Below are 12,134 nucleotides of genomic sequence, written 5' to 3' on the forward strand. Positions count from 1 at the left end.
AGAGGGCTGCGCCTCGGGCGCGTGCCGCGCGGCGCGGCGGCTCGTCGCAGCGGTGGGGGCGGCATCAGCCCTTGCGCCGGGCGCGGAGCCGGAGGGCGATGCTGGCGAGGAGGAGTGCGGCGCAGCACAGGAGGCCGGTGAAGGTGAGCAGCCCGCCCAGTTTGGAGAGCCAATTCACCATGGCGATGCTGTCCGGGGTGTCGATGTAGCGCCGGGGCGCGCCGGCTGCGTGCAGGGAAAAGGTGGGGAGGATCGTCAGGCAGGCGCCGGTGTGGGCGAGGGCGAGGGCGGCGGCGCTCCAGCGTGGCAGGGTCAGCGCCCCTGCGGCGCGCACCACCAATACGGCAATGGCGGTGCCACCGAGGATCAGGGCCGAGGTGAGCAGGTAATGGCCGTAGGCCACGACGTAATAGGTGTCGTGATAGGCGCGGTCGATGCTGGTCGCTGACACGGGCCAGAGTGGGAACAGGGCTGCGATCAGGGCGATCACCGCCCAGCCGGCCAGCAGGGCCAGAGGCAGGGCGAGCGGGCGGTGGCGCAGCAGGAGCAGCGCGGCGAGCGGTGCGATCATCAGAACGGTCAGCAGGGTCATCTGGGCGCGGGCATCGTGGCAGGGTCCGGAATGGAAAAAGGGCGCGTCGGTGGTGACGCGCCCCTTGATCTTGTTTCTGGTCTCGCCCGCTTAGTGGTGGGCGACCTTGTCCCAGTCCTCGCGCTTGGGGAGGATCTCGAAGGTGTGCTCCGGCGGCGGAGAGGGCAGGGTCCACTCCAGCGTGTCGGCGTGCTCGTTCCACGGGTTGGCCGCGGGCGAGGGGGCGCCTTTGCGCATCGCGTAGAAGATCGTGACGATGAAGAACACGAAGCTGGCGAAGCTGAGGAAGGCGCCGATCGACGAGATGTAGTTATAGAAGGCGAAGGCTTCGGGGTAGTCGATGTAGCGGCGCGGCATGCCCTGACGGCCCAAGAAGTGCTGGGGGAAGAAGGTCAGGTTGGCGCCGATGAACATGGCCCAGAAGTGGATCTTGCCTGCGGTCTCCGAGTACATCTTGCCGGTGAACTTGGGGAAGTAGAAGTAGATCCCCGCGAAGATGCAGAACACCGCACCGAGGCTCATCACGTAGTGGAAGTGCGCCACGACGTAGTAGGTGTCGTGATAGGCGCGGTCGATCCCGGCCTGCGACAGCACGACGCCGGTGACGCCGCCCACGGTGAAGAGGAACAGGAAGCCGAAGGCCCAGAGCATCGGGGTTTTGAACTCGATGGAGCCGCCCCACATGGTCGCGATCCAGGAGAAGATCTTGATGCCGGTGGGCACCGCGATCACCATGGTCGCCAGCATGAAGTAGCTCTGCTGGGTGAGGCTCATGCCGACGGTGTACATGTGATGTGCCCAGACGACGAAGCCCAGAACACCGATCCCGATCAGCGCCCAGACCATCGGCAGGTAGCCGAAGATCGGTTTGCGGGCGAAGGTGCCGATGACGTGGGAGATGATCCCGAAGCCCGGCAGGATGATGATATACACCTCGGGGTGGCCGAAGAACCACAGGATGTGCTGGTAGAGGATCGGGTCACCGCCGCCCGAGGGGGCGAAGAAGGTGGTGCCGAAGTTCCGGTCGGTCAGCAGCATGGTGATGGCGCCGGCGAGCACCGGCAGGGCCAGCAGGATCAGCCATGCGGTCACGAAGATCGACCAGCTGAACAGCGGAACCTTGAACAGGGTCATGCCGGGGGCACGCATGTTCAGGAAGGTGGTGATCATGTTGATCGCGCCGAGGATCGAGGAGGCACCCGAGACGTGGACGGCGAAGATCGCGAGGTCCATCGAATAGCCGCCTTCGTTGGTCGAGAGCGGCGGGTAGAGCACCCAGCCCACGCCCGAGCCGAGCTGGCCGTTGCCGCCGGGCGAGAGCACCGAGGCCACCGCCAGCAGCGTGCCGGCCACGTAGAGCCAGTAGGAGAGGTTGTTCATCCGCGGGAACGCCATGTCGGGCGCGCCGATCTGGAGCGGCATCAGGTAGTTGCCGAAGCCGCCGAAGAGCGCCGGAATCACCACGAAGAACATCATCAGGATGCCGTGGGCGGTGACGAGCACGTTCCACAGGTGGCCGTTCGGGGTGCATTCCTCTGCGGAGGGGATCATCCGCGAGCCTTCCATGCACATGAACTGCACTTCGGGGCTCATCAGCTCCATCCGCATGTAGACGGTGAAGGCCACCGAGATGAAACCCACCGCCGCGGCGGTGAAGAGGTAGAGGATGCCGATATCCTTGTGGTTGGTCGACATGAACCAACGGGTGAAGAAGGACCGGTTGTCCTCGTGGTCGTGACCGTGAACGGTGGCGTCCGCCATAGGTGCTGCCTCCCGGCTTGCGTAGGTTGTCCGAGCGGTCGAGCGAATGGGCCCATGCATCGCGCAGCAAGGCCCGGCTCTCCCTTCAGGACCCGCTTTTAGGCAACGCATTCAGGAACGGCAATGTGCAAGTGGTCGCAGGGGGTGGAAATTTGCGGCCTCAAACCGGGCAAAGCGCCGGTTGTCCGCGGATTCTCAGCCCGGCTGCGGGGCGAGCGCCGCGCGGGCCGCCAGATGGACCTCTTCGGCGCGGTCTGCCGAGCCGGGCGCGGTGGCGAGTCGCTCCAGCAGCGGGCGCAGCGGGGCGAGGTCGGGCGGGGGCAGGCGGGCGATCACCAGCTCGATCAGCCAATATTTCCACACCGCGTCCTCGCTTTGGAGGATAACGCGCAGGTGGGGCAGCAGCGCGGCGCCCTCGGCCACCAGCAGGTCGGCCACCGGGCGGGCGACGGGCCAGTTGGCATCTTGCACCCATTCCAGCAGCCCGGGCAGCAGCGGCGTGCGGGCCTCGGGCGCAAGCGCGGCCGCGCGGTGGACGGCGGCGATGTCATGCTTGTCGGTGGGCAGGCAGGCGTTGGCGCTCATGCCGTTCAGCTATGATCTGCGCCGTGAGGCAACAAGGGGGCGTGGTCAGCTGCCCTGAAATTTCAGCATCAGCGCCACCCCGGCCCAGGCCGAAACGCCGGTGAGCACGGTGCCCCAAGCGGTGTCGGTCGCCACCATCGCCCAAGACCAGTCCTTCATCACTGCCATCGAGGTAAACTCGTAGGTGCCATAGGCCATTGCGCCGATGATGGCGCCGTGGAGCAGCGCACGCATCGGGTCGGCATCGCGCAGGGCGGGGGCGGAGACGAGAAACACGAGGCCGCCGACATAGGCGAGGTAGAAGAGCGCCGCCGGGGCGAGCAGCGGGCCGTCGCGTAGGGCATCGCCGAGATGGCGGCTGAAGAGCGGCTTCATCACCTGAGTCAGCATGACAGCGTCTGCGACGAGGAAGATGACGGCGGTGATGATGTAGAGCAGGATCATGGGGTGGTCCGTTGTGGCTTGGCGCAGAGATAGGGCGCGGGGGCGCAAGGCAAAGGGCAGGGGGGCGTGGCCGCAACGGGGCTGCGGCGCGCCCGCCCGCCCACCCCGCGCCGCCGCCCCGTGACGGGGTGCACCGTTATGGGCTCACATCAGGCGCTGCGCTGGGGGCGGTGTTGCGGTGGATATTTGCAGCAAGAAAATGCAGGCAGGCGCGCGCTTTGCGCATTCTCTTGCTCCAAATATTCCCGCCGGAGGCCTCGAATCTCCTTTGGACGAACCTGGGCTTTGGCGCGGTGCGGGCGCGAGGGACGCGGCGCGTGCCCACTGGGCGCAGTGAGGCCTGTCACGCCTGCGGCGGCGGGGCGTTTTGACAGTCGGGGCGGATGGGTGTCAAATGCCGGGCAGTCGCTGGACGGGGCAAGGGGAGGAGCTCGGTTGGGCAAACGGGTGCTCTTGGTGGAAGACGAGCCGAACATCATCGAAGCGATCCGGTTCATCCTGAGCCGGGATGGCTGGCACGTGGATACGCATTCCGATGGCGCCACGGCGCTGGAGGCGGTGGCGCGGGCGCGGCCCGATGTGATGATCCTCGATGTGATGCTGCCCGGAAAGTCGGGCTTCGACATCCTGCGCGAGCTGCGGGCCGAAGAGGCCACTGCGGCGCTGCCGGTGCTGATGCTCACCGCCAAGGGGCAGGGCAAGGACCGCGATCTTGCGCTGCAATTCGGGGCCAACCGCTTCATGACAAAGCCTTTTTCGAACGACGAGGTGCTCGACTGCCTGCGCGAGCTGGCGGGGGCATGAGCGCGGGCGAGCCGCCGCGCGGGGCGCAGGCCGCGCCGGGGCAGCGGCTGATCGACATTGCCGACAGTGTGGACGCCGAGGACATTCCGCTCTTTCTCGCGCGGCAGACCTATCGCCGCCGCCGCCTGATGGATGCCGCCCGGCTGCTGCCGGTTGTCGGCCTCTGCCTCGTGCTCTTTCCGCTGCTCTGGATCGGGCAGGGCGAGGGGCCGCAGACGCGGGGCGGGGTGATTTACCTCTTCGGGATCTGGGCGCTGCTCATCGCCGTGGCGGGGCTTGTGGCCGCGCGGCTCTCGGCCCCGCTTCCGCCCGGCACCGGCGACGAGAGGGACGATGTCGTTTAATCTCCTCGTCGGGGTCTCGCTGCTCTACGTCGGCTTCCTCTTTCTGGTGGCCTTTCTCGCCGAGCGCCGGGCGCAGAGGGGGATGCCGCGCTGGCTCCGCTCGCCGATGGTCTACACCCTGTCGCTCAGTGTTTATTGCACGGCGTGGACGTTTTATGGCGCGGTCGGCTACGCTGCCCGCTCCGGCCTCGAATACCTGACCATCTACCTTGGCCCGACGCTGGTGCTCACCGGCTGGTGGCTGGTGCTCCGCAAGCTGGTGCGCGTGGGGCGGACCCAACGGATCACCTCGATCGCCGACCTGATCTCCAACCGCTACGGCAAGTCCAACGCCTTGGGCGTGCTTGTGACCCTGCTCGCGGTGATCGGCACCACGCCCTACATCGCGCTTCAGCTCCAGTCGGTCACGCTCTCGTTGGAGGTCTTTGCCCAATCGTCGGGCGATGTGGAGCTTTCGGCCCGCAATGCGCTTTGGGTTGCGGGGGGCCTCGCGCTCTTCACCATCCTCTTCGGCACCCGGAACCTCGATGCCAACGAGCGCCACCACGGGGTGGTGACCGCCATCGCGGTGGAGGCGGTGGTGAAGCTGGTCGCCCTGCTGGCAGTGGGCATCTTCGTGGTCTGGGGGCTTGCGGGCGGCGTGGGCGACATGCTGGCGCGGATCGATGCCTCCTCGATGGCCGACTGGCCGCTTGTGCCAAGCCGCTGGGCGGGGTTGACCTTTCTTTCCGCCGCCGCGATCCTCTGCCTGCCGCGGATGTTTCAGGTGCTGGTGGTCGAGAACTCGGATGAGGCGCATCTGGCGACGGCGTCATGGGCCTTTCCGCTCTACCTGCTGCTGATGAGCCTCTTCGTGGTGCCGATTGCGGTGATGGGGCTGGAGCGGCTGCCTGCAGGCTCCAACCCCGACCTCTTCGTGCTCACCCTGCCGCTCAGCGAGGGGCGGGGCGGGCTTGCGATGCTGGCCTTTTTGGGTGGCCTTTCCAGCGCGACGAGCATGGTGATCGTCGCGGCGATTGCGCTTTCCACCATGGTCTCCAACCATATCGTCATGCCGCTCTGGCTGCGCCGCCAGCAGGTGGGTGGGGCGATGATGGCAGGCGATGTGCGGGCGGTGGTGCTGACCGCGCGGCGTATCTCCATCGCGGGCGTGCTGCTGCTCGGTTACCTCTATTACCGGCTTTCCGGCGGCTCCGAGGCGCTGGCGGCGATTGGCCTGATCTCCTTTGCCGGCGTGGCGCAGGCGCTGCCCGCGTTGCTCGGCGGGCTGTTCTGGCGCGGGGCCACCCGGAAGGGCGCGATGGCGGGGCTGGTGATTGGCTTCGTGCTCTGGGCGTGGACGCTGTTTTTGCCCAGCTTCGGCCCCGGCGGCCCGATTGGCGCGACGGTGCTTGCCGAAGGCCCGCTGGGGCTGGAGTGGCTGCGGCCGCGCGCGCTTTTCGGGATCGGCGGGATGGACCCGCTGGTGCATTCGCTCTTCTGGTCCATCGGGCTGAACACACTGGCCTTTCTGGGCGTCTCGCTCGCCACCTTCCCCGGCCCGCTGGAGCGGCTGCAATCGGCGCAGGTGGTCAATGTCTTTGCCCATACCGTGGGCGCGCGGGGCTGGGCACGGGGCAGCGCCGAGGCCGAAGACCTGCTGATGATGGCGCAGCGCATCCTCGGTGCGCAGGAGGCGCAGGCGCTGTTCCGGCGCGAGGCTGAGGATCAGGGGCGGCAGGGGCAGTTGCCGGTGATCACCGCCGACTTTCTTGGCCGGGTGGAGCGGGAGTTGGCCGGCTCGGTGGGCGCGGCCACGGCCCATGCGATGGTGGGCCAGTTGGCGGGCGGCTCCTCGGTGCTGGTGGAAGACCTGATGCGGGTGGCCGATGAGGCGCAGCAGATTCTCGAATACTCCAGCCAGCTTGAGCAGAAGTCAGACGAGTTGGCGCGCACCGCCGGGCAGCTGAGGGATGCCAACGAAAAGCTCACCCAGCTCTCGATCCAGAAAGACGCCTTCTTGAGCCAGATCAGCCATGAGCTGCGCACGCCGATGACCTCGATCCGCTCGTTCAGCGAGCTGCTGCGCGATGGCGGCCTGCCGCCGGAGGATCAGGCGCGGTTCGCGGGGATCATCCATGACGAGGCGCAGCGGCTGACCCGGCTGCTGAACGACCTGCTCGACCTCGGCGTGATGGAGAACGCGCAGGTGAGCCTCAACCTTGGCCCGGCGCGGCTGGGGGACCTGATCGACCGGGCGGTGGCCTCTGCGGCCCCGGCGGGGGCGGGGCTGAAGATTCACCGCACGCACGCCCGCGAGGCCCGCGAGCTGGTGACCGATGGCGACCGTCTGGTGCAGGTCTTCATCAACCTGATCGCCAATGCGGCCAAATATTGCGATGCCCCCGCGCCTGAATTGCGGATCGAGGTGGGCGAGGAGGCCGGGCCGGAGGGGCACGAGCTGACGGTGGATTTCATCGACAACGGATCGGGCATCGCGGAGCGCTCGCGGGAGATCATCTTCGAGAAATTCGCAAGGCTGACAGATACGTCCGCGGCCGGGGGCGCGGGGCTGGGGCTGGCGATTTGCCGCGAGATCATGGCCCGGCTGGGCGGCGAGGTGAGCTACCTGCCCGGCCACGGCGGCGCGGCCTTCAGGGCGCGGCTGCCACTGGCGCGGCGGGCCGGGCAGGCGGCCTGAGCGGGAGGCCGGATTTGTGCCGAAAGGCAATCCGGGGTTAACCAATTTCAAACCTCCGCGTGACACAAACGGCCTGAACGCCCTGCCCCCGGGGCCTGCCCGATGGAGCCATGACCGACACCACGCGAGACCTCGTGCTGCGCCGGAAGCTGGATGCCGGTGCGCCCGACCCGGCCCTTGCCGTGGCCGGGCTTCCGCCCGTGGCCAAGGCGCTGGGCCTCGCGATGGCGCGGGTCTCCGACAAGCTGATGGAGCTTGTCGCCGCCGCTGAGAGCACCGGACAGAGCACCCGCAGCCTCGCTGAACTGCTCGATGAGCTGCCCGCTAACGGGCTTTACGCCGTGCTGGAGGGGCCGCAGGAGGCGCAGGGCGTGATGGTGCTCGACAATGCGCTGATGGGCGCGCTGATCGAGCAGCAGACGGCGGGGGCGCTGGCGCCGGGCGCGCCCACGGCGCGCAAACCCACCCGCACCGACGCCGCGCTTTGTGCCGACTGGATCGACGCCGTGTTGCGCGCCCTTGCCGAAACCTATGCCGAGGCGGCGCAGGCGAGCTGGCTCAGCGGCTTCGGCTTTTCGTGCCACTTGCCGGATGCACGCCCGCTGGGGCTGATGCTGGAGGACGAGCCTTTTCACGTGCTCGACTTCGCGCTTGATCTTGGCGAGGGCGCGCGCAAGGGCAGCGGCAAGCTGATCCTCCCGGCGCTGGGCCGCGCGCCGGAGGGGCGGCCTGCGGCCAGCGGCGAGCCGGGGGCGGAGCCGCACCCCGACGACCGCGCCGCATGGGAGCGGCGGCTGGAGGGGCAGGTGATGGATGCGGAGGTGACGCTGCTCGCCGTGCTGCACCGTTTCCGCCGCAGCATCGGCGAGGTGCAGGAGTTTGCCGAGGGCGATGTGATTGCGCTGCCCGAGGGCGTGATCAACGCGCTGCGGCTGGAAACCGGCGATGGCACGGCGGTGGCCGCCGGGCGGCTGGGCCAGACGGCGGGCGCCCGCGCGGTGCGGCTGAGAGATGCCGACGATCTCTCTGAGCCGGAGGACGAGATGGGCGCGGCGATGGCGGCGTTGGATGATACGGAGGATGACCTGCCGAGCCTGCCTGCCATGCCCGAGGCCGAAGAGTTGCCCGATCTGCCGGACCTGCCGGGCGCGGAGGATACAGAGGAGCGGGTCGATCCGCTGGCCGGGCTCGAAGACTTGCCAGACATTCCCGAGCTTGACGGCGACTTCGGCGGCCTCGGCGAGGAGGACTTGCCGGAACTGCCCGAACTGGGGGAGGGCGGATTGCCGGAGCTGCCCGATCTGCCGGACCTCGAGGGGCTGACGGGCACCTGAAACGCGGTGCGGCGGCGTTGTGGCTGTGCCGTGAGGGGTTTGGCCAGAAGGTCAGCCGTGGCTCGCCCTGGCGCTATACCCGGTCAGCCCTCGTGCAGCGCTTGCAGTCGGGGGGCGAGGGCGGCGAGGTCGTAGCCAGCGCGGGCGGCCGTTTGGATCAGCTCGGCCGGGGGCGTGTCAGGCGCTGCGCCGAGCATCCAGAGCACGGTGCAGCGGGTGCCCGACTGGCAATAGGCCAGCACCGGGCCTGCGCTCTCCTCGATCGCGGCGCGCTGGCGGGTCACCACTTCGGCGGTCATCGACGAATGCACCACCGGGTTCACGATGAACGCCAGCCCTGCCGCCTCGGCCGCCGCTGCCACATCGGCGGCCTGCAGGCCCGGCGGCACCTCGCCATCGGGCCGGTTGCAGATGATTGTCGAGAACCCTGCCTCCGCGATGGCCTGCACCTCCTCGGGCGAGATCTGCGGCGAGACGGAGAGCTTGGGCGTGAGCTGGCGGGGCGCGGGCATGAGGTGTCCTTTCTGCGGGCCTTTGACCGGGCGGATGGAACCGCCGGGCCGTCCTGATTGATATACCTCAAGGACGCCCCGCTGCCAGCGCTTTAGCCTGAGCCGAGGCGCAGCGAATGGAAGGACCCTGCCATGACCGATGTAAATGCCCGCAAAGCCGCGCTGGAAAAGCGCCTCGCCGAGCTCGACACCCGCCTGCACGAGATTCAGGACGAGTTGGTGAGCCACAACTCCGCCGATTGGGAGGAGCTGGCGACCGAGCGCGAGGAGGACGAGGTGCTGGAGGGGCAGGGTGTGAAGGGGCAGGCCGAGATGGCCGCGATCCGCGCCGCCCTCGCCCGGATCGAGGCGGGGGAGTACGGGTTTTGCACCCAATGCGGCACCGAGATTTCGGCCGCCCGGCTTGATCTGCTGCCGCAGACGCCGTTTTGCAAGGCCTGCGCCCCCTGAGCGGCGCCTGCGCCGCGCCCTATCTGCCCGCACGCGCTTGTCTTTCTGCCCCGGCCCGGCTTTGATGCGGCAGGCCGCAGGGCAGGCGGCGGGAAGAATGCAGAGGGCAGGGCGATGGCATCTCCGGTCAAGCTCAACGTGATGGACGGCGTGGCGCGGATCGTGATTGACGCGCCGCCGGTGAACGCGCAATCACTCGCGGTGCGGCGCGGGCTGTGGGAGGCCGTGCGGATGGCTGGGGCCGACCCGAAGGTGACGGCGCTGGCGATCCTCGGGGCGGGGCGCAACTTTTCGGCGGGCGCGGATATTGCCGAGTTCGGCCAGCCAGGGCAGGACCCGTGGTTTGGCGCGGTCTACACCCTGATCGAGGATTGCCCCAAGCCGGTGGTCGCGGGCATCGCCGGGGCGGCGCTGGGCGGCGGGCTGGAGCTGGCGATGGCCTGCCACTTCCGCCTCGCGGCGCCCGATGCCCGGCTGGGCTTGCCGGAGGTGACGTTGGGGCTGGTGCCCGGCGCGGGCGGCACCCAGCGCGGGCCACGGCTGATCGGCGCCGAGGCGGCGCTGCGGATGACCCTGAGCGGCCAGCCGATGAGCGCCCGCACTGCGGAAAAGCTGGGGCTGGTGGATGGTGTGGTGGAGGGCGATCTGGCCGAGATCACGCTGGCGCTGGCCCGCGAACTGGGGCAGGGCGAAGCCGCCGCCCCGCGCCGCAGCCGCGATGTGCGCGACGGGCTGAGCGACCCGCGCGGCTTCGAGGCGGCCATCGCCAAGGCCCGCGACGCACTCGCCGCAGACCCGGAGCGCGCCCGGCTGGAGGCGCCGCATAGGGTGATCGACTGCATCGAGAGCGCGCTTCTGCTGCCGTTCGAGACCGGGCTGGCCTATGAGCTGGATGCCTTCGAGGAGCTGCGGGAAGGCCGCCAGTCTGCCGCGCTGCGCCATGTGTTCTTTGCCGAGCGCGCTGTGGCCCGCCCCGCGCGGCTGGGCGGAGAGAAGCCGGGCAAGGTGGCGCGGATCGGCGTGGTGGGCGGTGGCCCGCTGGGTGCCTCGCTGGCCGCTGCCGCCGCGCGGGCGGGCGTGGAGGTGCGGCTGATGGAGCAGGATGCGGCGCATCTGGAGGCCGCGAAACAGCGGGTCGACGCGCTGCTGACGGGCGAGGCAGAGGCCGGGCGGATGCGCGCCGAGGAAGTTGGCCCGGCGATGGCGCGGATCGGTGGCACCAAGAAGGATGGCGGGCTGGAGGGCTGCGACATCGTGGTCGAGACACTGCCGGACGAGAGCGGGCTGAAGGCGGACCTGCTGGCCCGGCTCTCCGAGCTGCTGGGCGCGGGGCCGGTGCTGGCCACAATGGCGCGCAGCCCTGATCTGGACCAGCTGGCGGCCCCGCTGCCGCACCCTGAGCGGTTCATCGCGCTGCGCTTCGATGACGCCGCGCACCGGGCCGGGCTGCTGGAGGTGGGTGCCTTGGAACAGGCCGGGGCAGAGGCTGTCGCGGCGGGCTTCGGCCTTGCCAAGGCCTTGGGGCTACAGGGGATTTTCGCCGAGCCTTCCGTGGCTTCGCTGGTCGCAGGCGCGGGCCGGGCGGCGGCGGAGGAGCAGGTGGCGCGGGGCGAGGCCAGCGAGTCGGAGGTGAATGCCGCCTGGGGCAGCTTCGGGCTGGGCCCCTGCTTTGGCGGCACAGAAGCGGCCGATCTGCCAGCTTGGAAGGCGACCGAGATCGTGCGGCCGGCCTGCCTTGCGATGGCCAACGCGGGCGCGTTGATGCTGGCGCAGGGCGCGGTGGAGAACGCGGCGGCGCTGGATGTGGCACTGGTCGCCTCGGGCGCTTTTCCGCGCCACGAGGGCGGGCCGCTGCATTGGGCCGAGGCCGAGGGGCTGGCGCGGGTGGAGGCGGAGCTTGCCGCGCGGGCCGAGAGCCACGGCGATGCGCTCTGGGAGCCTGCGCCGCAATTCGGCGAGTTGGTCAAGAACGGGCAGGGCTGGGGCGACCTCTGAAGCCGCCGCGGGGCGCTTAGCCGAGCAGCAACCCGATCACCACCAGCGCGAGGCCGATGGCCGAGACACCGAGGGCGGCCATGTTCCATGCGCCCATCTTCTGCATATGCGCCACCATCTCGGCGTCGGGCAGCCCGGCGTTGCGGGCCTTCATCACCGAGCGGACGCAGGCGAGGATGCCGACCACCCCGGCCAGCGCGAGCGCGGCGCCGGGCCAGACGAGCAAGGAGAGGTCGAGGGCATTGGTGGTTTGTTCCATGCGCGGGCAGGTACACCGCGCGGTGGGGCTTTTCAAGCCGTGCGCGCGCCGCTACTCAGGGCGCCAAGTCGAAGAACGAGACCGAGGCAGAAGGAGAAACACATGAGCGATATGGACGAAGGCGGCTCCCCGAGCACCTACCGCGTGGCGGCTGACGAGCTGCGCCAGTTCATCGAGCGGTTCGAGCGGCTGGAGGCGGAAAAGAAAGACATCGCCGACCAGCAGAAAGAGGTGATGGCCGAGGCCAAGGGCCGGGGCTACGACACCAAGGTGATGCGCAAGGTGATCGCGCTGCGCAAGCGCGAGCCCGATGACATTGCCGAGGAAGAGGCCGTGCTCGACATGTACAAGCAGGCGCTGGGCATGTGAGAGGC

13 protein-coding genes are annotated in these 12,134 nt (G+C 69.1%); 7 read left to right on the forward strand and 6 right to left on the reverse strand.

What is annotated here, in order from left to right:
• Positions 1-64 precede the first annotated feature (64 nt).
• From KUV38_RS03395 to KUV38_RS03410, 4 genes are all read right to left on the reverse strand, one after another.
• Positions 65-661, reverse strand: coding sequence for a cbb3-type cytochrome c oxidase subunit I (locus tag KUV38_RS03395; protein WP_315898637.1), 597 nt, complete (start codon positions 659-661; stop codon positions 65-67).
• 21 nt (positions 662-682) lie between these two features.
• Positions 683-2,353, reverse strand: a complete 1,671-nt coding sequence (gene ctaD, locus KUV38_RS03400) for a cytochrome c oxidase subunit I (RefSeq protein WP_222468699.1) — start codon at positions 2,351-2,353, stop codon at positions 683-685.
• Between the two features lie 195 nt (positions 2,354-2,548).
• Positions 2,549-2,938 (reverse strand): DUF5071 domain-containing protein, encoded by a 390-nt coding sequence (locus tag KUV38_RS03405; RefSeq protein ID WP_222468700.1) that lies wholly within the window; start codon positions 2,936-2,938, stop codon positions 2,549-2,551.
• 45 nt (positions 2,939-2,983) lie between these two features.
• On the reverse strand, positions 2,984-3,382 hold the full coding sequence (locus KUV38_RS03410; protein ID WP_222468701.1) for a DUF2177 family protein: 399 nt from the start codon (positions 3,380-3,382) through the stop codon (positions 2,984-2,986).
• Between the two features lie 435 nt (positions 3,383-3,817).
• On the opposite strand from KUV38_RS03410, the gene KUV38_RS03415 reads away from it, so the two are divergent.
• From KUV38_RS03415 to KUV38_RS03430, 4 genes are all read left to right on the forward strand, one after another.
• Positions 3,818-4,186 (forward strand): response regulator transcription factor, encoded by a 369-nt coding sequence (locus KUV38_RS03415; protein WP_222468702.1) that lies wholly within the window; start codon positions 3,818-3,820, stop codon positions 4,184-4,186.
• The gene (locus KUV38_RS03420) at positions 4,183-4,530 is read left to right on the forward strand and encodes a hypothetical protein (RefSeq protein WP_261385144.1); all 348 of its coding nucleotides are present in this window, start codon (positions 4,183-4,185) and stop codon (positions 4,528-4,530) included. The genes KUV38_RS03415 and KUV38_RS03420 overlap by 4 nt, the downstream gene beginning before the upstream one ends.
• The gene (locus KUV38_RS03425; protein WP_222468703.1) at positions 4,520-7,210 is read left to right on the forward strand and encodes an ATP-binding protein; all 2,691 of its coding nucleotides are present in this window, start codon (positions 4,520-4,522) and stop codon (positions 7,208-7,210) included. The genes KUV38_RS03420 and KUV38_RS03425 overlap by 11 nt, the downstream gene beginning before the upstream one ends.
• Before the next feature lie 110 nt (positions 7,211-7,320).
• Positions 7,321-8,544, forward strand: a complete 1,224-nt coding sequence (locus KUV38_RS03430; RefSeq protein WP_222468704.1) for a FliM/FliN family flagellar motor switch protein — start codon at positions 7,321-7,323, stop codon at positions 8,542-8,544.
• Positions 8,545-8,627: 83 nt separating this feature from the next.
• Here the strand turns inward: KUV38_RS03430 and KUV38_RS03435 are convergent, their stop codons facing one another.
• The gene (locus KUV38_RS03435) at positions 8,628-9,056 is read right to left on the reverse strand and encodes a TIGR01244 family sulfur transferase (protein WP_222468705.1); all 429 of its coding nucleotides are present in this window, start codon (positions 9,054-9,056) and stop codon (positions 8,628-8,630) included.
• Between the two features lie 132 nt (positions 9,057-9,188).
• Here KUV38_RS03435 and KUV38_RS03440 point away from each other — a divergent pair, with 132 nt between their 5' ends.
• Positions 9,189-9,506: a TraR/DksA family transcriptional regulator gene (locus KUV38_RS03440; RefSeq protein ID WP_222468706.1), complete on the forward strand. Its 318-nt coding sequence runs from the start codon at positions 9,189-9,191 to the stop codon at positions 9,504-9,506.
• Positions 9,507-9,620: 114 nt separating this feature from the next.
• Positions 9,621-11,501, forward strand: coding sequence for an enoyl-CoA hydratase-related protein (locus tag KUV38_RS03445; protein ID WP_222468707.1), 1,881 nt, complete (start codon positions 9,621-9,623; stop codon positions 11,499-11,501).
• A gap of 16 nt (positions 11,502-11,517) precedes the next feature.
• Here the strand turns inward: KUV38_RS03445 and KUV38_RS03450 are convergent, their stop codons facing one another.
• Positions 11,518-11,760 (reverse strand): hypothetical protein, encoded by a 243-nt coding sequence (locus KUV38_RS03450; RefSeq protein WP_222468708.1) that lies wholly within the window; start codon positions 11,758-11,760, stop codon positions 11,518-11,520.
• Positions 11,761-11,862: 102 nt separating this feature from the next.
• On the opposite strand from KUV38_RS03450, the gene KUV38_RS03455 reads away from it, so the two are divergent.
• Positions 11,863-12,129: a DUF2312 domain-containing protein gene (locus KUV38_RS03455; protein ID WP_222468709.1), complete on the forward strand. Its 267-nt coding sequence runs from the start codon at positions 11,863-11,865 to the stop codon at positions 12,127-12,129.
• The last annotated feature ends 5 nt before the right edge of the window (positions 12,130-12,134 follow it).

It is taken from the genome of Vannielia litorea, from assembly GCF_019801175.1.
Lineage (GTDB): Bacteria > Pseudomonadota > Alphaproteobacteria > Rhodobacterales > Rhodobacteraceae > Vannielia > Vannielia litorea_B.